17 protein-coding genes are annotated in these 23,057 nt (G+C 69.5%); 5 read left to right on the top strand and 12 right to left on the bottom strand.

Going from position 1 to position 23,057, the window contains the following annotated elements; translation table 11 throughout:
* Window positions 1–18: 18 nt before the first annotated feature.
* Window positions 19–1,026: an LpqN/LpqT family lipoprotein gene (locus R2K23_RS24585; protein WP_316517544.1), complete on the bottom strand. Its 1,008-nt coding sequence runs from the start codon at window positions 1,024–1,026 to the stop codon at window positions 19–21.
* Window positions 1,027–1,273: 247 nt separating this feature from the next.
* Between R2K23_RS24585 and leuS the strand changes: the two genes are divergently transcribed.
* On the top strand, window positions 1,274–4,126 hold the full coding sequence (gene leuS / locus R2K23_RS24580; protein WP_316513381.1) for a leucine--tRNA ligase: 2,853 nt from the start codon (window positions 1,274–1,276) through the stop codon (window positions 4,124–4,126).
* Between the two features lie 54 nt (window positions 4,127–4,180).
* Here leuS and R2K23_RS24575 read toward each other — a convergent pair whose 3' ends face one another.
* Together R2K23_RS24575 and R2K23_RS24570 are read right to left on the bottom strand one after the other, a co-directional pair.
* Complete coding sequence (locus R2K23_RS24575) at window positions 4,181–6,217, bottom strand: alpha/beta hydrolase fold domain-containing protein (RefSeq protein WP_316513380.1); 2,037 nt, start codon at window positions 6,215–6,217, stop codon at window positions 4,181–4,183.
* 51 nt (window positions 6,218–6,268) lie between these two features.
* Entirely contained in the window at window positions 6,269–6,934 is a 666-nt protein-coding gene (locus tag R2K23_RS24570) for an SDR family oxidoreductase (RefSeq protein ID WP_316513378.1), read from the bottom strand.
* A gap of 65 nt (window positions 6,935–6,999) precedes the next feature.
* On the opposite strand from R2K23_RS24570, the gene ggh reads away from it, so the two are divergent.
* A complete protein-coding gene (gene ggh, locus R2K23_RS24565) occupies window positions 7,000–8,340 on the top strand; it encodes a glucosylglycerate hydrolase (protein ID WP_316513376.1) in 1,341 nt (446 codons plus the stop codon).
* Here the strand turns inward: ggh and R2K23_RS24560 are convergent, their stop codons facing one another.
* The 9 genes from R2K23_RS24560 to R2K23_RS24520 all read right to left on the bottom strand — a co-directional run bounded on the left by R2K23_RS24560 (window position 8,341) and on the right by R2K23_RS24520 (window position 18,079).
* Window positions 8,341–8,796 (bottom strand): MarR family winged helix-turn-helix transcriptional regulator, encoded by a 456-nt coding sequence (locus R2K23_RS24560; RefSeq protein ID WP_316513375.1) that lies wholly within the window; start codon window positions 8,794–8,796, stop codon window positions 8,341–8,343.
* A gap of 59 nt (window positions 8,797–8,855) precedes the next feature.
* On the bottom strand, window positions 8,856–9,590 hold the full coding sequence (locus tag R2K23_RS24555; RefSeq protein ID WP_316513373.1) for an amino acid ABC transporter ATP-binding protein: 735 nt from the start codon (window positions 9,588–9,590) through the stop codon (window positions 8,856–8,858).
* The gene (locus tag R2K23_RS24550) at window positions 9,590–11,380 is read right to left on the bottom strand and encodes an ABC transporter substrate-binding protein/permease (RefSeq protein WP_316513372.1); all 1,791 of its coding nucleotides are present in this window, start codon (window positions 11,378–11,380) and stop codon (window positions 9,590–9,592) included. The genes R2K23_RS24555 and R2K23_RS24550 overlap by 1 nt, the downstream gene beginning before the upstream one ends.
* A gap of 39 nt (window positions 11,381–11,419) precedes the next feature.
* Entirely contained in the window at window positions 11,420–12,085 is a 666-nt protein-coding gene (locus R2K23_RS24545) for a GntR family transcriptional regulator (protein ID WP_316513370.1), read from the bottom strand.
* An 85-nt stretch (window positions 12,086–12,170) separates the two neighbouring features.
* Window positions 12,171–14,243 carry a PhoX family protein gene (locus tag R2K23_RS24540; RefSeq protein WP_316513368.1) on the bottom strand — a complete coding sequence of 691 codons (2,073 nt, stop codon included), beginning with the start codon at window positions 14,241–14,243 and terminating at the stop codon, window positions 12,171–12,173.
* Between the two features lie 95 nt (window positions 14,244–14,338).
* Window positions 14,339–15,223, bottom strand: a complete 885-nt coding sequence (locus R2K23_RS24535; RefSeq protein WP_316513367.1) for an alpha/beta fold hydrolase — start codon at window positions 15,221–15,223, stop codon at window positions 14,339–14,341.
* Window positions 15,224–15,314: 91 nt separating this feature from the next.
* Complete coding sequence (locus R2K23_RS24530) at window positions 15,315–16,430, bottom strand: inositol-3-phosphate synthase (protein ID WP_316513365.1); 1,116 nt, start codon at window positions 16,428–16,430, stop codon at window positions 15,315–15,317.
* Window positions 16,431–16,480: 50 nt separating this feature from the next.
* Window positions 16,481–17,023 (bottom strand): PadR family transcriptional regulator, encoded by a 543-nt coding sequence (locus R2K23_RS24525; RefSeq protein WP_316513363.1) that lies wholly within the window; start codon window positions 17,021–17,023, stop codon window positions 16,481–16,483.
* Window positions 17,024–17,233: 210 nt separating this feature from the next.
* On the bottom strand, window positions 17,234–18,079 hold the full coding sequence (locus R2K23_RS24520) for a DUF1707 SHOCT-like domain-containing protein (RefSeq protein WP_316513361.1): 846 nt from the start codon (window positions 18,077–18,079) through the stop codon (window positions 17,234–17,236).
* Window positions 18,080–18,182: 103 nt separating this feature from the next.
* Here R2K23_RS24520 and R2K23_RS24515 point away from each other — a divergent pair, with 103 nt between their 5' ends.
* The 3 genes from R2K23_RS24515 (at window position 18,183) to R2K23_RS24505 (ending at window position 22,985) form a co-directional block, all read left to right on the top strand.
* Window positions 18,183–18,617, top strand: a complete 435-nt coding sequence (locus R2K23_RS24515) for a DUF5318 domain-containing protein (RefSeq protein ID WP_316513358.1) — start codon at window positions 18,183–18,185, stop codon at window positions 18,615–18,617.
* 283 nt (window positions 18,618–18,900) lie between these two features.
* Window positions 18,901–21,231, top strand: a complete 2,331-nt coding sequence (locus tag R2K23_RS24510; RefSeq protein ID WP_396893690.1) for a transglycosylase domain-containing protein — start codon at window positions 18,901–18,903, stop codon at window positions 21,229–21,231.
* A gap of 113 nt (window positions 21,232–21,344) precedes the next feature.
* On the top strand, window positions 21,345–22,985 hold the full coding sequence (locus R2K23_RS24505; protein ID WP_316517541.1) for a glycosyltransferase family 87 protein: 1,641 nt from the start codon (window positions 21,345–21,347) through the stop codon (window positions 22,983–22,985).
* Window positions 22,986–23,057 lie beyond the last annotated feature (72 nt).

Below are 23,057 nucleotides of genomic sequence, written 5' to 3'. Positions count from 1 at the left end.
GGTGGCCGCCGATCACCGCTATCCGGTGGGTGCGGGCAGCCCCGGCAGCGCCGCCGCGGGGGCCGGCTGGACCGGCGCCGCCGGAGCTGGAGCGTAGGCCCCGGGGGCGACGGCGGCCGGGGCGACCGCGCCGGGCGCCATCACACCGACGGCGGCGGGGACGTCGGCGGCGCCGGGGAGCACCGCACCCGGATCGGCCGGGGCGGCGGGAGCCGGGGCCGCGGGCAGGGCGGTCGGCGCGGCCGGATCGGTCACCCGGAACCCGTTCACGATCGCGTCGGTGGCGTCGGCGCTGGCCACGGCCTGACTCACCGCGGTGGTCACCGCGAACGACACCAGATAACGGTCGGCGCCGGCGTGGGCGATGACGTGGCGCCGCGAGGTGTTCAGCGGCAGCTCGTTCTCGGTGTAGGTCCCCTCGATCAGCGCCGACGGGAAGCCGCCGAAGTCGGCCAGGGACGCATCGGTGGACCGCCAGGCCGGCAGCTGCTGGCTGTCGACGAAGCCGTGGGTGATGGCTTCCTTCGGATCGAAGTCTCCGACCAGGCGATAGATCACCACCTGCGCGTTCGAGGTGTACAGGCCGCCGCTGGCCCGGTCGGCGATCACCACGAAGGCGTCGGGGACGTTGGGATCCGGGACCTGCGTCCACCCCGGCGGCATCGGCAGGGTGATGTGCAGCGCCTCGAACACGCGCGGATCCTGCGGTTCCAGGGTGACGCCCTTCTCGGCGAAGAACTCGTGCAGCGTCCCGGACGTGGCCGGGACCAGCGTCGGGACCGCGGGGGCGGCCAGCAGGGCCGCCGAGCCCTGCGGAACTGCCGCGGCCGACGGCGCGGTGCCGGCCACGACGGGCTCGGCGGTGACCGTTTGGGTGACCGTGACCGGCGCCGGTACGGGGGCCGGCGGCGCGGGCAGCACCGGGTCGGCCGCGGCGGTGGTCGACCCGACGAACCCCACCACGCAAGCGACCCCGGCGGCGGCGCCACCTGCCACAACCCGCCAGCTATGGGCCTTGGAGAACATGTTCTGACCGTCCCCTTCCAGGCGGCGGAAAAGGTTTCCGCATTCGATTGCGGGGCGCATACCCACCCCCTTCGTAGGGGCCGACCCTAACCCCGGCTCCGGGCGCCAACCAGGGGTCCCGACGACCTGGAATACAGCTGGAACCAACCCCTGATGTCCCCGCAACGCAACCGAGACCAAGCTGTTGCCCAGGTCACTGGTGTTCGGCGCTTTTTGGCCCGCGGCGCAGCCCTTATACCCTGTCTGGGTGACCGAACCCCAGAGCCCCGGAGCCGAATCCGACGCACCGCAATTCCGCTACACCGCGGAGCTGGCGGGCCGGATCGAGCGGGACTGGCAGCAGCTCTGGGAGCAGCGCGGCACCTTTCACGTCGCCAACCCGGTCGGGTCGCTGGCTCCGGCCGACGGTTCCCCGGTGCCGGCGGACAAGCTGTTCGTCCAGGACATGTTCCCGTACCCGTCCGGCGACGGTCTGCACGTCGGTCACCCGCTCGGCTACATCGCCACCGACGTCTACGCGCGCTACTTCCGGATGACCGGCCGCAACGTGCTGCACGCGCTGGGCTTCGACGCGTTCGGCCTGCCCGCCGAGCAGTACGCCATCCAGACCGGCACCCACCCGCGGACCCGGACCGAGGCCAACATCGTCAACTTCCAGCGGCAACTGGGCCGGCTGGGGTTGGGCCACGATTCGCGGCGCAGCTTCTCCACCACCGACGTCGACTACTACAAGTGGACGCAGTGGATCTTCCTGCAGATCTACAACGCCTGGTTCGACACCGCCGCGCAGAAGGCGCGGCCGATCTCCGAGCTGATCGCCGAGTTCGAGTCCGGCACAAGGACTCTCGACGACGGCCGGATCTGGTCGGAACTGGACGCCGGGGCGCGCGCCGACGTGGTGGACAGTCATCGGCTGGTCTACCGCTCGGATTCGATGGTCAACTGGTGTCCCGGCCTGGGCACGGTGCTGGCCAACGAGGAGGTCACCGCCGACGGCCGCAGCGAGCGCGGTAACTTCCCGGTGTTCCGGAAGCGGTTGCGGCAGTGGATGATGCGGATCACCGCGTACTCCGATCGGCTGCTCGACGACCTCGAGGTGCTGGACTGGCCGGACAAGGTCAAGAGCATGCAGCGCAACTGGATCGGCCGGTCCACCGGTGCCAGCGCGCTGTTCGATTCGCCGGCCGGTGACATCGAGGTGTTCACCACGCGGCCGGACACCCTCTTCGGCGCGACGTATCTGGTGCTGGCGCCCGAGCACGAGTTGGTGGATCAGTTGGTGGTCGACGCCTGGCCGGACGGGGTCGACGAGCGGTGGACCTATGGCGCCGCGAACCCGCGGGAGGCCGTCGCCGCCTACCGGACCGCGATTGCCGCCAAGTCGGATCTGGAGCGCCAGGAGAACAAGACCAAGACGGGTGTCTTCCTGGGTGCCTACGCCACCAACCCGGCCAACGACGCCCCGGTGCCGATCTTCATCGCGGACTACGTGCTGGCCGGCTACGGCACCGGCGCCATCATGGCCGTCCCCAGCGGCGATCAGCGGGACTGGGATTTTGCCACCGAGTTCGGCCTGCCGATCGTGGAAGTGGTTGCCGGCGGCGATATCTCGCAGGGCGCCCACACCGGTGACGGCACCCTGGTGAACTCCGGTTTCCTCAACGGAATGGACGTCGCCACGGCCAAGGCGGCCATGGCCGAGAAGCTGGCGGCCGACGGGCGCGGCCGGCAGCGCGTCGAGTACAAGCTGCGGGACTGGCTGTTCGCCCGGCAACGGTACTGGGGCGAGCCGTTCCCCATCGTCTACGACGCCGACGGCCGCGCGCATGGGCTGCCCGAGTCCGCGTTGCCGGTGGAGTTGCCCGACATCGCCGACTACTCGCCGGTGCTCTTCGACCCCGACGACGCCTCCACCGAACCGTCGCCGCCGCTGAACAAGGTGGGGGACTGGGTGCACGTGGATCTGGACCTGGGTGACGGGTTGAAGCCCTACAGCCGCGACACCAACGTCATGCCGCAGTGGGCCGGAAGCTCCTGGTACGAGCTGCGGTACTGCGACCCGCACAACCCGGACACGTTCTGCGACAAGGAGAACGAGCGGTACTGGATGGGGCCGCGGCCCGCCGAGCACGGCCCGGACGACCCGGGCGGCGTCGACCTCTACGTCGGCGGTGTCGAGCACGCTGTGCTGCACCTGCTGTACTCGCGGTTCTGGCACAAGGTGCTCTTCGACCTGGGGCACGTCAGTTCCAGCGAGCCGTACCGCCGCCTGGTGAACCAGGGCTACATCCAGGCCCACGCCTACACCGACTCCCGGGGCGCCTATGTGCCCGCCGCCGACGTCGTCGAGCGGGACGGAAAGTTCTTCCTGCCCACCGAGTCCGGCGAGATCGAGGTCTTCCAGGAGTTCGGCAAGATCGGTAAGAGCCTGAAGAATTCGATCTCACCGGACGAGATCTGCGACGGCTACGGCGCCGACACGTTGCGCGTCTACGAGATGTCGATGGGGCCACTGGAGGCCTCGCGGCCGTGGGCCACCAAGGATGTGGTGGGCGCTTACCGTTTCCTGCAACGGGTTTGGCGCCTGGTGGTCGACGAGAACACCGGCGCCGAGCGGGTCACCGACGACGAACTCGACGATGCGACGCTGCGGGCGATGCACCGCGCGATCGCCGGGGTGTCCGAGGATTACGCGAACCTGCGCAACAACACCGCCGCGGCCAAGTTGATCGAGTACACCAATCACCTGACCAAGGCGGGGGTGACTTCCCGGGCGGCTATCGGGCCGCTGGTGCTGATGCTCGCCCCGCTGGCTCCGCACCTGGCCGAGGAGCTGTGGCGGCGGATGGGTAACGCGAACTCGTTGGCGCACGGGCCTTTCCCGGTCGCCGACCCGGCGTATCTGGTCGAGGACACCGTCGAGTACCCGGTCCAGGTCAACGGCAAGGTCCGCGGTCACATCACCGTGCCCGCCGACGCCGACGCCGAGGCGTTGGAGGCCGCCGCGGTGGCCGACGAGAAGGTGCAGGCCTTCCTGGCCGGCGCCACCCCGAAGAAGGTCATCGTGGTGCCCGGCCGCCTGGTCAACATCGTCGCCTAGCGAGCCCTTCCCTCAGCGCGAGCGGGCGTGTCCCCGGCCGACACGCCGGGCAATTCACGTGGTTTGCGCACCCTCGAGCAGACCGAGCTGCCGGTAGATGTCCTGCCGATACAGCGGCGCCTGCGAGTTGGCCGGCAGACCGCCCATCGCCCAGTTGTGGATCTGGCCCATGCCGAGCACCACCTGCACCTCGGAGCCCTCGTCGAGCATGCGTTGGGCGAACAGCAATGCCGTCGGCGTCAGCATGTCGCGGGTGCCAAGGTACATCGCCGTCGGGGGCAGTCCGGCCGCGGAGCCGTTGGTCGGATCCCACAGCGGGCTGTCGTCGGGAAGGTCGCCCTGCCAGTCCGGCCCCTCGCCGGGCTCGACCGGCATCGAGACCGGGTCGTTGACCAACTGGGTGTTCGGGTCGTTCATGAAATCGGCTCCACCGAGCGCCGGCGAGATCAGCACCATGCGCGACGGCAGCGCGGTGGCGCAGTCTCCGGCGAGCTGGCAATCACGAACCAGCTTCTGCACCGCCAGCATCGCGATCATCCCGCCCGACGAATCGGCGTACACGCTGACATTCTCGGCGTCGTGCTCGGCAACGTAGCCGGCGATGAAATCGGCCATCGGCCCCACGATGGTCTGCGCGTTGCCGCCCTCCTCTGGGGTCACCATGGGGAAGATCGGCACCACCACGGTGGCGCCGGTCTCGCGGGCCATCGCCGCGTAGTCGAGCCACTGGATCATGTTGGGCTGGTTGACGAGTGCCCCGCCGTGCACCGCCACCACGTACTCGTCAGAGGGGTTCTGCGAGGCGATCTCCCACACCTTCCAGGTGGTCTCATCGCCGGTCTCGTCGGTGAAGGTGTATTCGCTCTGATCGACGTCGAGGCCCAGCGTGGTGAACCACGGCGGCTTGTCCGACGACATCAACGCCGACAGCTCGTAGGAGATGTTGAAACCCACCACCTCGGAGATCGACCGCATGATCGACAACCCGACATTCGTGATCTCGTCGAAGAACGAGGGCTTTCCGGTGACGGCGGTGTGCGGGTAAAGGTCCGGCGAAACGACGATTCCGGGCGCAATCGCCACGGGCGCCGTCACCGTCTGCGCGGACTCGAATACCTGCGCGGCCGGAGCAATCCCAGTCAGCGACGGAACGCGTTGCGCCGGATCGAATTCCCGGCGCGCGAATGCCAACGCGGCCCAGCCCAGCGGCGTGGACGCCGGGGCCGCGGGGACCGGGCCTGACGCCGAACTGCGGAACACCGCGTCGAACACCCGGGTCAGCAGCGGTGCGGATCGAGCGGGAACCGATTCCGACGGCGCGGCAACCACGGCCTCGGTGATCCGTTGCACAGGCAGGTTGATCACCGACTGGAGGGGACTGGACCGAAGCCCCGCGGTCACGCTCTCCGAGATTTCCGAAACCTCCGGCTGCCGGGGCTGCGCGACGTCCGGGGAGCGGAGCTGTCGCGGCGCGGAGCCCCGGACCTCGAGAGAAGAGAGCGGCGCGGGCTGCGCGTCTTGGTCGGTCCCTTCGAAAAGCCCGGTGCCCAAACGAGATTTGAAAGAGCCGCGCTTCCACTGCGGTCGGGGTCGCTCGGCCGGCGCAGCGTCGGCGTCGCCGCCCGGCTGTGCGACATCTTCGGGGCGGTGCGGCGACCAGCCCGAGCGGGGCGGCGGCGCCAACTCCTTGATTCGACCGGCGGCGTCGTCGAGTGCTTTGCGCACCGAGGCGCGCAGCCGCTCATCCACCCGATCGACCGTGCGGGCCCCGCCGACCTCGCGCCTGACCTCGCGCAGCTTCGCGCCGAGGCGTGGCCGTTGCACATCGGATTCGCCTCGGCTCGCCGGGCCCCGACGCGGCGCACGCGTCTGATCCGACCGGTCGTCGGCAGCCGCCGCCCCGGACCCCTGTGTGGACGACGAGTCGGTGTCGGCGGAGCGGCTCGACGCGCCGGAATCCCCGTCACCGGAACCGTTGTCGGCCGCTGCGATCCCGCAGCCCAGGCCGGTGGTGAGCGCCGTGCCGACACCAACGGCCACCACCAGGGCACCGAACCGGACATTGGCAGCGCGGGCGCTGAGCAAAGGCATGACTACTACTCATAGCAGCGCGACCGTGGCCCGAGCGGGGGTTTCGGCAAACTAGCGTGGCCGCACGACCACCTCGTGGACATCGCCATCCGGCGGCGTCGTGACCACATTGGCAACAATCTGCGCCACGGTCTCGGGCTTGAGGAAGCGCTCCGGGTCGTAGTCGCGGCCCTCGTAGGCGATCAGATCTCGCTGCATGTCGGTGTCGATGCGGCCCGGGTATACCGTGCTCACCCGCAGCGACGGCTCGTCGGCGCGCAGCGACTCGGCGAAGGCGCGCAGCGCGAACTTACTGGCCGAGTACGACGCCAGGCCGGGGGAGGGGTTGCGCCCGGAGCCGGAGTTGATGAAGACCACCTGGCCGCGGGCCGCGCGCAGCGCCGGCAGCAGCGCCAACGTCAGCGCGACGGCACCGACGACGTTGACCTCGAAGGTGGCGCGCCACTCCTCGGGGCTCGACTCGGCGACCCGGCCCGGATAGGCGACCCCGGCGCAGTGCACCAGGACGTCGAGTTCGGCCAGCACCTCGGCGCTGGCCTCGATGCTGTCGGCGTCCGTCAGCTCCAACGGCCAGGTGGGCGCGCCGAACCGTTCGGCGACGGCGTCGAGCTCGGCCGACGGGCGACCGGCCAGCAGCAGCGTGTGGGTGGGGGCCAGCGCGGCGGCGATCGCCGCGCCCAGCCCGCGGGAGGCACCGGTGATCAGAGCGGTCGGCATGAGCGCCACCCTACCGAGCCCGGGTTGGCGCGCGAGCCGCCGCGCGACCCCGCAGAATGGAGGGCGTGGCCCCGGATCCCAGTTTCACCCCGACGCAGCTCGCCGCCCGCGCGGCCTATCTGCTGCGCGGAAATGACCTGGGCACCATGACCACTGCCGCGCCGCTGTTGTACCCGCACATGTGGAGCTGGGACGCCGCGTTCGTGGCCGTCGGGCTGGCGCCGTTGAGCGTGGAGCGGGCCGTCGTCGAGCTCGACACCCTGCTCTCGGCGCAATGGTCCAACGGCATGATCCCGCACATCGTCTTCGCCAACGGGGTCGACGGCTACTTCCCGGGACCGGCGCGGTGGGCCTGCTCGGCGCTGTCCGCGTACGCCCCGCGCGCGCGGCACACCTCGGGCATCACCCAGCCGCCGGTGCACGCGATCGCGGTGCAGCGCATTCTCGACCACGCGCGGCGCCGCGGCCGGACCAGTCGCGCGGTGGCCGATGCCTTCTTGGACCGGCGCTGGGACGACCTGGTGCGCTGGCATCGGTGGCTCGCGGAGTGTCGGGACCAGAACTCCCGTGGCCGGATCACGCTGTACCACGGCTGGGAGTCCGGCATGGACAACTCGCCGCGCTGGGATGCCGCCTACGCCAATGTGATTCCCGGCGCGGTGCCCGAGTACCAGCGCGAGGACAACAGCATCATCACCGACACCTCACAGCGCCCGTCCGACGGCGAGTACGACCGGTACCTGTGGCTGCTGGAGGAGATGAAGGCCGCCCGCTACGACGACGAATTGCTGCCCAAGCTCATGAGTTTCGCCGTCGAGGACGTCTTCGTCTCGGCGATCTTCTCGGTGGCCTGCACGGTACTGGCCGAGATCGGCGAGGAGCAGCGACGTCCCCACAGCGATGTGCGCGAGCTGTACGGCTGGGCGGAGCGGTTCCGGGCCGGGGTCATCGAGAGCTGCGATGAAAGAACGGGCGCGGCAAAGGATTACGACGTGCGGGCGGAGCGTTGGGTGGCCACGGAGACCGTCGCGCAGTTCGCGCCGCTGTTGTGCGGCGGTCTGCCGCACGACCGCGAGCGCGCCCTGCTGAAGCTGATGGAGGGTCCGCGGTTCTGCGGACACCCGGACCTCAGGTATGCGCTGATGCCCTCGACCTCCCCGGTGTCGCGGGACTTCCGGCCGCGCGAATACTGGCGCGGGCCGGTATGGCCGGTGATGACATGGCTGTTCTCCTGGGCGTTCGGCCGGCGCGGCTGGGTGGAACGGTCAGCGATGTTGCGGCGGGAGGGGTTGCGCCAAGCCAGCGACGGCACGTTCGCCGAGTATTACGAGCCGTTCACCGGGGCGCCGCTGGGCAGCATGCAGCAGTCGTGGACGGCCGCGGCCGTGCTGGACTGGCTGGGCTGACTACTCGCCGGCGAGCCGCTCCAGCGGACCCAACGCCGCCTCCAGCATCTCCAGGTCCTCGGGACTGAGGTTGCGCAGCAGCGCCGCCAGCGAGGCGTAGCGCTGCGCCAGGGCCTCCTGATGCTGGGCGTGGCCCTTGGGGGTGATCTCCACCAGGACGGCCCGCAGGTCCGACGGATCCTTGGTGCGCTTGACCAGACCGAGCTTCTCCAGGCGACGGATCGCGACGGTGGTGGTGGGGGTGCGGACCCGTTCGTGGGCGGCCAGTTCGGTCATCCGGATCGGCCCCTGGTTGAGCAGGGTGACCAGGATCGACAGCTGCGCCAACGTCAGTTCCCCGGCGGCCTCGGGGTGGTTGTCGGTGCGCCGGAGCAGGGTGAACAGCTTCGCCAGGGTGCGGTGCAGCCCCTCAGCGAGCTGAGTCACATCGGGGAGCGTGGCGTCGCCTTCTGGCATAGTTCGCCAGTCTAACCTGTCCGTGACTGCCATACTTCGCGTCCGTCAAAAACCGTCGCTCACAGCACCTGGGACAGGAATCGCTGCAGTCGATCGGTCTCCGCGGCGTCGAAGATCCGCTCCGGCGGGCCGGCCTCCACCACCTTCCCGTGGTCCATGAATATCACCGCGTCCGAGGCGGATCGGGCAAATCCCATCTCGTGGGTGACCACCACCATGGTCATCCCGTCGGCGCCGAGTTCGGCGATCAACGCGAGGATGCCCTTGACCAGTTCGGGGTCCAGCGCCGAGGTGGCCTCGTCGAAGAACATCACCTGTGGTGACATGGCCAGCGCACGGGCGATGGCCACCCGCTGCTGCTGGCCCCCGGACAACGTGGCGGGGCGCACGTCGGCCTTGTGCCGCAGGCCCACCCGGTCCAGCTGGTCCAGGGCGAGGTCCTTGGCGGCCTCGGCCGACAGGCCCTTGAGCCTGCGCGGCGCCAGGCAGACGTTGTCCAGCACGCTGCGGTGCGGGAACAGGTTGAACTGCTGGAACACCATCCCGATGCGTTGCCGCAACCGGTCCGGGTCGTCCTGCAACACCGAACGGCCGTCCAGCAGGATGTCGCCGCGGTCGGGCTCGTAGAGCCGGTTCAGGGTGCGCAGCAGGGTGGACTTCCCGGAGCCCGACGGTCCGATCACCGCGGCGGTGCTACCTGCCGGGACGTCGATGTGGACGCCGCGGAGAACCTTGTTGGGCCCGAAGGCCAGGTGAATGTCCTTGCCGGCCAGCGAGACTGCTTCGGTCGCCATCAGATCATCTCCTGGGTGGTCGCCGGCCGCGGCGGCTCCAACGGGTCCTCGGCGGCGGTGGTGCGGCCCCGGCGCAGCCGGGCGTCGATGTAGTTGACCAGATGGGTCAGCGGGATGGTCAGCGACAGGTAGAACAGCCCGGCGGCCACCAGCGGAGACAGGTTCCCGGTCTGCGCGTTGAGATCTCGGCCCACCTGGAACAGTTCGCGCTGGCTGGCGATCAATCCCAGGAAGTACACCAGCGAGGATGCCTTGAGCAGCGAGATGAACTGGTTGACCAATGCGGGCAGCACCCGACGCACCCCCTGCGGCACCACCACCAGCCGCATCGATGACGAGTAGCTGAAGCCCAGCGCGCGGGACGCCTCCAGTTGCCCGGACTCGACGCTTTGAATGCCGGAGCGCAGGATCTCCCCGACGTAGGCCGCGGCCATCAGGCCCAACGCCGCAATGCCCAACGGGTAGGGGTTGTTTCCGGTCAGGCCGCCGACGACGGGGCCGAAGCCCAGTCCGATGATCAGGATGATCACCACTTCGGGCAGGCCGCGGAAGATGTCGGTGTACACCCGGGCGGGCCAGCGCAGCCAGCGCGAGCGCGAGATGCCGGCGATCGCCAGCACCATGCCGAGGGCCAGGCCGATCACCGCGGCCCAGAAGGTGAGGATCAGCGTGTTGGGCAGGCCGGTCTTGAACAGGTCGGGGATGGCCTGCTTGTACAGGTCCCAACTGAAGAACGCCGTACCCAACTGCGCCAGCACGGATTTCGGGGCCGGACCGGCCCCGGCGTCGTCGCCGGCGGCGGACTCCTGGGCCGCGGCGAGCGCGGCGAAGTCGGGTAGTTCGGGCACCGGGGCGGCCTTGGAGCCGGGTTTCCAGCCCGGCGGCAGCGCCCGCGGCACCCACTCCGAATACAGCCGCGCCCAGGTGCCGTCGGCGATCACCGCGTCCAGCCCGGAATTGAGCGCGTCGATCAGCGGCTGGTTGTCCTGGGCCACCGCGTATGCCACGAAATTGTCCAAGCTGAAGGTGTTTTCGACGATCTCCGCGGGATCCCCGGGCTGCACCGTGCCCACGGCCTGCTGCGACGGCGCCACCCACGCGTCGAGCTGACGGGTCTTCAAGCTGCCGTACACAGTGTTGTAATCGGGGAACTTCACCGGGTCGAGCTTGAGCGTGTCCACCAGGTAGGACTCCTGCACGGTGCCCTGCACCACGCCGATGCGTTGCCCCGGGCCCAGCTGCGAGAAGCTGGTGATCGACGACCCCGCCGGCACCACCAGCGAGAAGTAGCCGAAGTCATAGCCGTTGGTGAATCCGACCGTGCGGCGCCGAGGTTCGGTAGTGGTGATCGAGGACGAGCCGACGTCGAACCGGCGCGACGCCACCTGCGCGAGCAGCCCGGAGAAGTCCGTGCCGACGAAGTTCACCCGCAGCCCCAGCTTGTCGGCGATGGCGCGCAGCAACTCGTTGTCGAAGCCGGTGAACTGGCCGGCCGCGTTGATGCAGATGCTGGGCGGCGCGTCCGACAGGGTGCCGACGGTCAGGGTGCCGGGGGTGCTCAACCGCAGCGCCGCGACGTCGACCGCCTTGAGCGGTTCGGTGCTCGCGGTGGTGTACCGGTCCTGTTCGGGGCCCTGCGCGGCCGCGGACAGGTTGGTCGGCAGCGGGCTGGCCGCGGCCACCCCCGGCGGGGCGCACTGGTCGGCGGCCGCCGGTGGGGCCAGCACCAGGCCGAACCCGAGCAGCACCACGATCAGCAGCGCCGGTAGTCGACGAGCGGAAAACCTCATTGGTCGAAACTAGCCCCACCGCGGGCCGGTTTCTTCCCTTCAGGGTGAGCGCAATTCGCCGAGCACCCCGCGCCGACGCAGCTCGGCGACCATGATCTGGGCCATCGCCGCCGACACGCCGAGATTGGCGGCGCGGGCGCCGTCGGGATTGCCGCGCCGGATCGCCTCGGTCTCGGCCTCGTAGAACGCCATCAACTCGCCGCGGCGCGCGTCATAGGCGCTCCACAGGCTGCGCGGCACAAAGTTCTGCGACGCGCGCAGCAGCGCGCGCAGTCGCGGCCCGGCGTAGTCCTCGTTGATGGCGGTGCGGTACTCGTTGGCCAACTCCTGGAACGAGCGGCTCTCGCCGAGCAGCCGCAGCTGCCGCAGCAGCGATTCGAGCCGCTCCAGCAGCGGCGGATTGGGGTGGGCGGCGGCGCGCGCGGCGGCCATGCCGTTGAGCACGCCGTAGAGCTCGTGATGCTCGACGATGGTGTCCTCGTCGAAGCGCTCCACGAAGGCGCCGCGGTGGTATCGGGTGGTCAGGATGCCGTCGTGTTCGAGCTGAACCACGGCCTCCTGGACGGGAACTCGGCTCAGTCCGAGGGTCTCGGCGATCTCGTTGCGGTCGATGCGATCGCCGGTGCGCAGCTTGCCGGTGAGGATCAGGTTCACCACGTGGGCGACCACCTGGTCCTTCTCTTTGATCCCGTAATTCTTCGGCATGCAATCAGCGCTGCGCGGCGAAACAAAGTGGACCAAGCATCCCACCACGGTAGCCGCCGCCGCCCGGTCGCAGGCGGCTACGTTTTCAGACCCCGATGGGACCGTCGTCGCGCCACACCGCAACCACTGCCGGCCGCGCCACCCGATCCCCGCCGTCGGGCCAGTGCGACAACGGATTCGCCAGGCTGTGGTCGTCGCTCTCACCGGGGTGTTGGACACACACCAGGACCAGGTCGTCGGTCACCACGGGGCCGCAGGTCTCGGCCCCGACAGGGACGGTGAGGAACTGCCGGGTCTCCCCGCGGCTCGGTCCTTCCAGCGCGACCGCGAACAGGCCGTCGTTGCCGTCGAGGGCGTTGCCGTCGGTGGAGACCCACAGGTTGCCGTGACCGTCGAAGGCCAGGTTGTCCGGGCAGGAGATCGGGCTGACCTGGCTCTTGTCGAAGCCGCCGTAGTAGCTGTCGGCGGCGGCCGGATCCCCGCACACCAGCAGCAGCTCCCAGGTGAAGGCGGTGCCGGCGTGGTCGTCGGTGAGCTCGAGGATCTGACCGTTCTTGTTGTCGACGCGCGGGTTGGCGGCGTCGGGGCCCGGCTCGCCGTCGAGGCCGCGTTCGTCGTTGTTGGTCAGCGCGAGGTAGACCTTGCCGGTCAGCGGATTGGTCTCGAAATCCTCGGGACGGTCCATCTTGGTGGCACCGGCCTTGTCGGCGGCGAACCGGGTGAACACCGCGACTTCCTCGGCGGTGATGCCCGGCACCAGCGACTCGGCGGTGCCGCCGGCCCCGGCGCGCAGCAGCGGGATCCAGGTCCCGCTGCCGGCGAACGCGCCGGTGGACGGCAACGCGCCGGAACCGTCGATCTCGGCGGCGGGGATCTCGCTGGTGAGCTTGGCCACGTAGAGCGTGCCCTCGTCGAGGATCGTCATGTTGTGCGCCAGCGCCGCGGGATCCGTGCCGGGCCGGATCTTCTTGGTCGAGACGAACTTGTACATGTAGTCGAAGCGCTCGTCATCCCCGGAGTAGGCGACGACGGTGCCGTCCTCGGTGACGTGGATGGTGGCGGCCTCGTGCTTGAACCGGCCCAGTGCGGAATGCTTGACCGGTGTCGACGCCGGATCCCACGGGTTGATCTCGAGAATGTAGCCGTAGCGGTTGATTTCGTGGGGTTCCTTGGTGGGGTCGAACCGCGGGTCGAAGGTCTCCCACCGGCGCTCGGACGGCTCGAGCTTGACGCCGTAGCGGGCGAGTCGGTCGGCGTCGATGGGTGTCGCAGCCTCGGCGCCTTCGGCGGACCCGAAGTAGCCGTGAAAGTTCTCCTCGGCGGAAAGCGCGGTGCCCCAGGGGGTGAGCCCGCCGGCGCAGTTGTTGAAGGTGCCGACGACGTTGCGGCCGGTCGGGTCGGCGGTGGTCTTGACGTGGTCGCTGCCGGCGGCCGGGCCGACCAGCGTGAACGGGGTGTCGCCGGTGATGCGCCGGTTGTAGCGGCCCGGCACCGGTTTGAGGCCGTCCGGAGTGCGTTGCACCTCGACCACCGAAAGACCGTGTGCGGCAAGGCCGATCTCGAACTGTTCCCGTGTCGGTGCTTCCGGATCGTAGCCGGGGTGCATGAACTGCTCGGTGGTGTACTCATGGCTGACGACCAGCAGGTAGCGATCCGGGGCGCCGTCGATGGGCAGCAGGCCCGCGAAGTCGTTGTTGAAGCCGAACTGTTGCCGTTGCGCGGCGGCAGTCTGCGCCTCGACGTCGAAGGGCGGAGCGCCGGGCAGCACCGGGTCACCCCAGCCGATCACCACCGCCTGCCGGTAGCCGGCGGGAACCACGACCGCGTCCTCGGAGTTCGGCGCCACGGCCGTGAAGTTCATCCCCGGCCGGGGTTCGGTGTCCGCGGCTGGTGGCGCGCCGGCCGGCGCCGTGTCGTCGGCGCGACCGCAGGCGGCCAACGTCGACCCGGCGCCGACGGCCAGTACGGTCACACCGGTCGCCTGCAGCATGGCGCGGCGCGAAACCGATTGGCGGACAATGTCCCCGAAGTACTCGTTGGCGCTGGTGTTCGGGGCCGGGTGCGCACAGGCGTCGCCGCACTTGTAGCGGCATGTCACCCGCTGGCGGCCGGACTTGCCGCGATGGTTCACGAACAGGTTCAACGGCACGAGCGCCATGGTTTCCTTCTGGGGCGGGGAAAGGGTCCCGCGGAAAACTACGGCAACCGAGCAAGCAGTATCCGATCAGCAGGTGAACAGCAGCCGAACGCCGCTCAGAACAGGCCGCGCAGGATCTCGACGAGCCGCAGCGGCTGATCGCCCTGCACCGAGTGGCCGGCGTCGGGGACCACGATGGTCTCCCGAAATCCGGGGGCGCCCTTGGCGAACGACTCGGCGTCCTCGTCGTTGACGAAGAAGGAGTTGGCGCCGCGCACCAGGGTGGTGGGCATGGTGATGGCCGGGACGTCGTCCCAGAGGCCCTCGAAGCCGTCGCCCTTGCGGAACGAGTCGTAGCGCCAGGTCCAGGTGCCGTCGTCGAGGCGCTTCGAGTTGTGGAAGACCCCGCGGCGCAACGAGTTCCGGTCCCGGTGCGGGGAGGCGGCCACCGCGGCATCGAGCATGGCGGCGAAGTCGGGGAACGTCCGCTCGCCGCGTACCAGCGCCACCGCACCCTGCTGCGCCTTGGTCATCTGCTCGTGGCGCTCCGGCGCCGACGGCGTCACGTCGACCAGCACCAGCTGCGGCACCAGCGCGGGCTCGGTGGCCGCGACCCGCAGCGCGGTGAGGCCGCCCAGCGACATGCCGACCACCAGGTCGACGCCGCCGGCCAGTTCACGCAGCACCGGACGCAGAGTCTCGGCGTTGGTCTTGGGGCCGTAGTCGCCGTCCTCGCGCCACGCGGAACGGCCGTGGCCGGGCAGGTCCACCGCCAGCGCGGGCCGGCCCAGACCCAGGATCACGGTGTCCCAGGTGTGGGCGTTCTGCCCGCCGCCGTGCAGGAACAGCACCCGGGGATCCTCGGTGCCGAACTTCAGCGCACTGATCGCTCCGGTGTCGATGCGCTGCACCGGCGGGATGTCGCGGACCCCGGCCTGCTCGGCGTTCTCGGGGAGCAGGCCGAACTCGTCGAGTTTGAGCAGTTCGTCGTCGGAGATCATGAGGTCTTTATAGCCCCTGCCCGACGTCGAGGCTGCGCCCACCGTCGAGAAACCTCGCAGGGCCGCACGCTGAGCGCAGCATCGAAAAGAGCTATCCCTTGATGAACTGCTCCAGCTGCTCGCGGGCTACGTCGTCAGCCAGCTGCTTGGGCGGGCTCTTCATCAGGTAGGCCGAGGCCGGGATGATCGGGCCGCCGATACCGCGGTCCTTGGCGATCTTGGCCGCGCGCACCGCGTCGATGATGATGCCGGCCGAGTTCGGCGAGTCCCACACCTCGAGCTTGTACTCCAGGTTCAAGGGGGCGTCACCGAAGGCGCGACCCTCCAGGCGCACGTAGGCCCACTTGCGGTCGTCGAGCCAGGCGACGTGGTCGGACGGGCCGATGTGGACGTTCTTGTCCTCGGTCTTGCCGGCCAGCGAGCCGGTCAGGTTCGAGGTGACGGCCTGGGTCTTGGAGACCTTCTTGGACTCGAGACGATCGCGCTCGAGCATGTTCTTGAAGTCCATGTTGCCGCCGACGTTGAGCTGGAAGGTGCGGTCCAGGGTCACGCCGCGGTCTTCGAACAGCTTGGCCATCACGCGGTGGGTGATGGTGGCGCCGACCTGGCTCTTGATGTCGTCACCGACGATCGGCACACCGGCATCCTCGAACTTCTTGGCCCACACCGGGTCGGAGGCGATGAACACCGGCAGCGCGTTGACGAAGGCCACTCCGGCGTCGATGGCGCACTGGGCGTAGAACTTGTCGGCCTCGTCGGAGCCCACCGGCAGGTAGGACACCAGCACGTCGACCTCGGCGTCCTTGAGGGCCTTGACCACGTCGACGGGATCGGCGTCGGAAACCTCGATGGTGTCGGCGTAGTACTTGCCGATGCCGTCGAGGGTGGGCCCGCGCTGCACGACGACGTCGGTCGGCGGCACGTCGGCGATCTTGATGGTGTTGTTCTCGGAGGCGAAGATGGCCTCGGACAGGTCGAAGCCGACCTTCTTGGCGTCCACGTCGAAGGCGGCGACGAACTTGACGTCGCGCACGTGGTACGGGCCGAACCGGACGTGCATCAGACCGGGGACGCTGCCGTTCTCGTCGGCGTGGAGGTAGTACTGCACGCCCTGCACCAGCGAGGACGCACAGTTGCCGACGCCGACAATCGCGACCCGCACTTCTGGGGACGCACTCGACGCCGCAGTCGCGTTGGTCTCACTCATGGGTGTTCTCCTTAATCCGGTACTGCCGTAGTTCAGTGGTGCTGCAGTGGTCAGGGTTGGTCGGTGCTGGGTTGACTGCGTTCGGCGGCGATCAAGTCGTTGAGCCACTTGACCTCGCGCTCGCTGGACTCCAGCCCGAGCTGGTGCAGTTGCTTGGTATAGCGGTCAAACGAATTGCTGGCCCGGGCGATCGCCTCACGCAACCCCTCGCGCCGTTCCTCCACCTGGCGACGACGGCCTTCCAGAATGCGCATCCGCGCCTCGGCGGGGGTGCGGTTGAAGAACGCCAGATGTACACCGAAGCCGTCATCGGTGTAATTGGCCGGCCCGGTGTCGGCGACCAGCTCGGTGAAGCGCTGCCGTCCGGCATCGGTCAGCTGGTAGACGCGCCGGGCGCGCCGCAGCTTCGTGGTGCCCTCCGGGGCCGCGTCCTCGACGATCAGGCCGTCGGCCTGCATGCGCCGCAGCGCGGGGTAGAGCGAGCCGTACGAGAACGCGCGGAAGGCGCCGAGCAGGCCGGTCAGCCGTTTGCGCAGTTCATAGCCGTGCATCGGCGATTCGAGCAGCAAGCCCAGAATTGCAAGTTCGAGCACTCAAATCACCTCCCCTGCGCGATCGATCAATACGTGCCGCCGTTACGGCGGGTCGACACCTCGCGAAACTGTATCGCGCCGATATATTGACCGCCAACTCCGGGCATCGCAAATCCGACCGATCAAGCCGGTGAAGTGGCGCGGCCCCGCCCGACCCGCGGCGAGACCCCGTGCCGTGAGCGCGTCCGGGCCGCCGCTAAACATCCCTGGTCAGGGGTAGGAAATGCGCTTCTGGCTGCCGTCGGGATTCAGCTCGATCATCCCGGAGCCGAATTCACTGGAGACGTACACCGAGATCTCGACCGCATCCGGCGTTGTCGGATCCCCGGACGGGTCGATGATCAGGTAGGTGTTCTCCACGTCGTCGGGTTTGAGGCCCAATGTCTCCGGAGCCCCGCGCAGGATGCCGACGACGGCCTTGTGGTCGAACCGCTCCAGGTCGACCAGGCGTGCGTCGGAAGACTTGGCCGACGACGACGGGTCGTCCCAGCCGCCCCGGTAGCTATAGGAGAACTCGCGACGTTCCTCGGTCGGGTCCGGGCGGGTCAGGGATGCGTAGTCCGGGTAGATCACCACGCGGTAGCCCATGGTGTCGCCGAATTTCTGCCGCATCTGCTCGAACAGCCCGGTGAGACCGCCGAGCGAGTGCAGCTGCCGCGGCGGGGTCAATACCACCGGGGCCACGCCGTCGGGTTGGGCGCCGGGGTCGCGGGCCGCGCCCAGCGGTCCCGCCGCGGTCGAGCCGCCGAACAGTCCCCAGCCGATGCCGATGCCCAGCACCAGCAGTGCGGCCGCCGCTGCGGCCAGCAGACCGCGGCTGCGGCCGCTTTCCGGCTTGGTCAGGTTCGGCAACCGCACCGGGGCGTTCGCGTTCTGCAGGTCCTCGACCAGCGCGGCGAGCTGCCCCAACGTGGTGGCGCTGGTGGCGGCGGCCACGCGTTGACGGTGCTCCTCGCCGCTGAGCTGACCGTCGGCGAGCGCGCTGTCGAGCACCGCGCAGGTGTCGTTTCGGTCACTGTCCTTGGCCCGGGTACTCGCCGTCTGCCGCGTCGCCACCCGATGATCGTAAGAGGTGGAGGGCGCGTCGGCGCTCCGGTTGGGGACCCGCCTGCGGCCGGTCGAGCCTCGGCCGCTGGCGGGCCGACGTACTCTGGTGAACGTGCGATTGCAGCGACAGGTGGTGGATTACGCCTTGCGGCGCCGTTCACTGCTGGCCGAGGTGTATTCCGGCCGTACTGGCGTCAACGAGGTGTGTGACGCCAACCCTTACCTGCTGCGTGCCGCCAAGTTCCACGGAAAACCCAGCTCGGTGATGTGCCCGATCTGCCGCAAGGAGCAGCTGACGTTGGTGTCCTGGGTGTTCGGTGAGCACCTGGGCGCGGTGTCCGGATCCGCGCGCACCGCCGAGGAGTTGGTCCTGCTGGCGACCCGATTCGACGAATTTGCGGTACACGTGGTGGAGGTATGCCGAACCTGCAGTTGGAATCACCTGGTCAAGTCGTATGTGCTTGGCGCGCCCAAACCGCCGAAGAGTGCCCCCGCCAAGCGGAGCACCCGAGCGGCGCGCAACAGCGCGCGAACGGCCAGTGAATAGCGAAGGGCGCCACGACCGGTCAGCCAGTGATGCTCCGCGGGGAGCACCGCGTCCCGATCAGCGCCGCACCGAATCCCACCGACCGCCGTGGCAACAGCAGTCCGCGGCACCGGACCAGAACCCGGACAAGCGGCCGGAGAGCCGGACCCCGTCGCCGCGGCCCGAGCAGCGTGGCCCGTCGGCCCGCCCGGAGCGCCGGGCGCCGTCGGCGCCGACGCCCGGGTCCGGGCGGCACGCGGCTCGCAGCGACGGGCCACCCCCGCCGGACCTGCGTCCCACCGCGGTGATCCCGCCGGTGCGCGAGGGCGCCGACCCGCGCTGGCGTGACCCCATCGATGTCGTCAAGGCCGCCCTGGACGGCACCCCGCCCCCGCCGAAGCCGCCGGCCGGCCCTCCGCCGCGCACCGGCGGCGGATCCGGCCGTGGGTCCGGTGGCGGCAAGGACCGACCGCCCCTGCAGATCAACTGGCGTTGGGTGCGCCGTGGCGTCGCGGTGTCCGCGGTGGTGTTCCTGCTGTTGCCGCTCATCACGTTCGCGATGGCCTACAGCATTGTCGACGTGCCCAAGCCGGGGGACATCCGGACCAACCAGGTGTCGACCATCGTCGCCAGCGACGGTTCGGAGCTGGCCAAAATCGTTCCGCCGGAAGGTAACCGGGTCGACGTCAAGATCAACCAGATCCCGGTGCACGTCCGGCAGGCGGTGATGGCCGCCGAGGACCGCGACTTCTACAGCAACCCAGGCTTCTCCTTCACCGGCTTCGCCCGCGCGTTCAAGAACAACATCTTCGGCGGCGACGTGCAGGGTGGCTCCACCATCACCCAGCAGTACGTGAAGAACGCGCTCGTCGGCGATCAGCGCAGCGGCCTGGGCGGCCTGGTGCGCAAGGCCAAGGAGCTGGTGATCTCCACCAAGATGTCCCGCGAATGGTCGAAAGACCAAGTGCTGGAATCGTATTTGAACATCATCTATTTCGGCCGCGGCGCCTACGGCATCGCGGCGGCCTCGCGGGCGTACTTCGACAAGAACGTCGAGGACCTGACCATCGCCGAGGGCGCGCTGCTGGCCGCGCTGATCCAGCGCCCGTCGACCCTGGATCCCGCCGTCGATCCCGAGGGCGCCACCGTCCGCTGGAACTGGGTGCTCAACGGCATGGTCGAGATCGGGGCGTTGTCCCGGCAGGAACGGGCCGAACAGGTGTTCCCGCCCACCGTTTCGCCGGACCTGGCCAGCAGCGCCAACCAGACCACCGGACCCAAGGGCCTGATCGAGCGGCAGGTCATCCGGGAGCTGCTCGACCTGTTCAACATCACCGAACAGCAGCTCAACACCGAGGGCCTGCAGATCACCACCACCATCGACCCGCAGGCGCAGGAGGCGGCCGAGCAGGCCGTCGCCGACGCGTTGGAGGGCCAGGACCCGCAGATGCGCGCCGCGGTGGTCTCGATCGACCCGAAGACCGGCGGGGTCAAGGCCTACTACGGCGGCCCGGACGCCAACGGGTTCGATTTCGCGCAGGCCGGGTTGCCCACCGGGTCGTCGTTCAAGGTGTTCGCGCTGATCGCGGCGCTGGAGCAGGGCATGGGCCTGGGCTATCAGGTCGACAGCTCCCCGCTGACCGTCAACGGCATCGAGATCGGCAACGTCGAGGGCGGCAGCTGCGGCACCTGCAACATCGCCGAGGCGCTGAAGCGGTCCCTGAACACCAGCTACTACCGGCTGATGCTCAAGCTGGAGAACGGGCCCTCCGACGTCGCCGACGCCGCGCACCGGGCGGGCATCGCGACCAGCTTCCCCGGCGTCGAGCACACGCTGAGCGAGGACGGCCAGGGCGGCCCGCCGAACAACGGTGTGGTGTTGGGCCAGTACCAGTCCCGCGTCATCGACATGGCCTCGGCGTACGCCACCCTGGCGGCCTCGGGGGTGTACCGCACGCCGCACTTCGTGCAGAAGGTGGTCAACGCCGACGGCGACGTCCTGTTCGACGCCGGCGGCGAGGAGGACAGCGGGGAGCAGCGCATCGACGAGAAGGTCGCCGACAACGTGACCTCCGCCATGCAGCCGATTGCCGCCTACTCCAACGGACACGGCCTGGCCGGCGGGCGTCCGTCGGCGGCCAAGACCGGCACGCACCAGCTCGGCGACACCGGCGACAACCGTGACGCCTGGATGGTCGGCTACACCCCGTCGTTGTCGACGGCGGTCTGGGTCGGCACCACCGAGGGCACCAAACCGCTGAAGAACCAGTGGGGTGGCTCGGTGTACGGCTCCGGCATTCCGTCCGACATCTGGAAGAACACCATGGACGGGGCCCTGCAGGGCACCGAACAGGAGAGCTTCCCCAAACCCGAGTCGATCGGCGGCTACGCCGGCGTGCCGTCCGCGCCGCCCCCGCCCCGCGACCCGGCTCCCGAGGAGCCCCCGACGCCGCTGCCGCCGCAGCCCGGCACGGTGATCCAGCCGAGTATCGAAGTGGCCCCGGGTATCACGATCCCGATCGGCCCGCCGACGACGGTGCCGGCCGGTCCGCCGATGCCCCCGCCCCCGCCCCCGCCGGGAGCCCCGTTCGACCCGAACGCGCCCGCGCCGCCGCCGCCTCCGCCGCCGCCGTGACGCCGGGTCACCAGGACGCAGACGAGCCGCACGACGAGCTCTACGAGAAGGCCCGCGCCCAGACCGGGGCGGGGCCGGGTGCGCAGGCACCCGCGGAACCCGACCGCGTCACGGTGTCGCCGCTGCCGCTGGCCGGCGATCTGCGCAGTGCCGATGACCGCGACTTCCCCAGCCGCACCGACCCCGTCGGGGCGGCGCTGTCGGAGGTCATCGGCGGCCCGGTCGGGCGCCACGCGCTGATCGGCCGTAGCCGCTTCGCCACGCCGCTGCGGGTGATGTTCGCCCTCGCGCTGGTGTTCCTCGCACTGGGGTGGGTGACCAAATCGCCGTGCCTGCAGACCGTGGGGGAGGGCAGCCCGGCGCAGATGGTGGCCAACTGGGATCAGCAGCGGGCCTACTACCAACTGTGTTACTCGGACACCGTGCCGTTGTACGGCGCGGAGTTGTTGAGCCAGGGGAAGTTTCCGTACAAGTCCAGCTGGTTGGAGACCGACAGCAGCGGCGAGCCGCGCCAGCAGTACGACGGCACCCCGGCGGTGCGCTACATGGAGTATCCGGTCCTGACCGGGCTCTACCAGTACGTGTCGATGGCGCTGGCCAAGACCTACACGGCCCTGACCGCGTCCATTGCGCTGCCCAAGGTCGCCGAGGTGGTGATGTTCTTCGACATCGTCGCGCTCGGGTTGGCGCTGGCCTGGTTGGCCACGGTGTGGGCGACGGCGCGGCTGGCCGGCCGCCGCATCTGGGACGCCGCGCTGGTGGCCGCCTCCCCACTGGTGATCTTCCAGATCTTCACCAACTTCGATGCGCTGGCAACGGCTTTCGCGACCGGGGCACTGCTGGCGTGGGCGCGGCGCCGGCCCGTGCTGGCCGGGGTGCTGATCGGCCTGGGGGTGGCCGCCAAGCTGTATCCGCTGTTGCTGTTGGCCCCGCTGCTGCTGCTCGGGGTGCGCACCGGGCGACTCGTCGAGGTGGGCCGCGCGCTGCTGGCCGCGATCACCGCGTGGCTGGTGGTGAACCTGCCGATCATGCTGCTGTTCCCGCGCGGCTGGTCGGAGTTCTTCCGGCTCAACACCCGCCGCGGCGACGACATGGACTCGCTGTACAACGTGGTGAAGTCCTTCACCGGGTGGGGCGGGTTCGATTCGGACCTGGGGTTCTGGGAGCCGCCGACGGTGCTCAACACCGTGGTCGCCGTGCTGTTCGTGCTGTGTTGCGTCGGCATCGGGTACATCGCGTTGACCGCGCCGCAGCGGCCGCGGGTGGCGCAGTTGGCGTTCCTGGTGGTGGCCGCGTTCCTGCTGACCAACAAAGTGTGGAGCCCGCAGTTCTCGCTGTGGCTGGTGCCGCTGGCGGTGTTGGCGCTGCCGCATCGTCGGATCCTGTTGGCGTGGATGACCATTGACGCCCTGGTCTGGGTGCCGCGGATGTACTACCTCTACGGCGAGGCGAACCGCGGTCTGCCGGAGCAGTGGTTCACCGCAACGGTGCTGCTGCGTGACCTCGCGGTGCTGGGGCTGTGCGTGCTGATCATCCGGCAGATCTACCGACCCCAGCAGGACCTGGTGCGGTGGTCCGGGCGGATCGACGACCCAGTGGGCGGGGTCTTCGACCGGGCGCCCGACGCCCCGCCGGGGTGGCTGCCGCGGTGGTTGCGGCCCCGGCCCGCCCCGCTGGGCCCGCCGGCGGACCGGCCGCAGGTCAGCGCGGCGCCCGCGGCTGCGGATTTCGCAGGTGACCGGCGGTTCCTGTAGCCTGATCCGGTTGCCGACGCAGGCGACCCTCCTGCCGCGGACACGCCGCGGCCGAGAAGACCATAGGAGGTG

Source organism: Mycolicibacterium sp. MU0050, from assembly GCF_963378085.1.
In the GTDB taxonomy this organism is placed as follows: domain Bacteria; phylum Actinomycetota; class Actinomycetes; order Mycobacteriales; family Mycobacteriaceae; genus Mycobacterium; species Mycobacterium wendilense.
Note: the sequence above shows the minus strand (reverse complement) of the source record. Positions and strands in the feature narration are given on the sequence as shown.

Bases quoted from the DNA above. Each gene is read 5' to 3' on its own strand.
- R2K23_RS24585 (WP_316517544.1), bottom strand. From the start codon at position 1,026: ATGTTCTCCAAGGCCCATAGCTGGCGGGTTGTGGCAGGTGGCGCCGCC.
- R2K23_RS24575 (WP_316513380.1), bottom strand. From the start codon at position 6,217: ATGCCTTTGCTCAGCGCCCGCGCTGCCAATGTCCGGTTCGGTGCCCTG.
- R2K23_RS24570 (WP_316513378.1), bottom strand. From the start codon at position 6,934: ATGCCGACCGCTCTGATCACCGGTGCCTCCCGCGGGCTGGGCGCGGCG.
- R2K23_RS24560 (WP_316513375.1), bottom strand. From the start codon at position 8,796: ATGCCAGAAGGCGACGCCACGCTCCCCGATGTGACTCAGCTCGCTGAG.
- R2K23_RS24555 (WP_316513373.1), bottom strand. From the start codon at position 9,590: ATGGCGACCGAAGCAGTCTCGCTGGCCGGCAAGGACATTCACCTGGCC.
- R2K23_RS24550 (WP_316513372.1), bottom strand. From the start codon at position 11,380: ATGAGGTTTTCCGCTCGTCGACTACCGGCGCTGCTGATCGTGGTGCTG.
- R2K23_RS24545 (WP_316513370.1), bottom strand. From the start codon at position 12,085: ATGCCGAAGAATTACGGGATCAAAGAGAAGGACCAGGTGGTCGCCCAC.
- R2K23_RS24540 (WP_316513368.1), bottom strand. From the start codon at position 14,243: ATGGCGCTCGTGCCGTTGAACCTGTTCGTGAACCATCGCGGCAAGTCC.
- R2K23_RS24535 (WP_316513367.1), bottom strand. From the start codon at position 15,223: ATGATCTCCGACGACGAACTGCTCAAACTCGACGAGTTCGGCCTGCTC.
- R2K23_RS24530 (WP_316513365.1), bottom strand. From the start codon at position 16,430: ATGAGTGAGACCAACGCGACTGCGGCGTCGAGTGCGTCCCCAGAAGTG.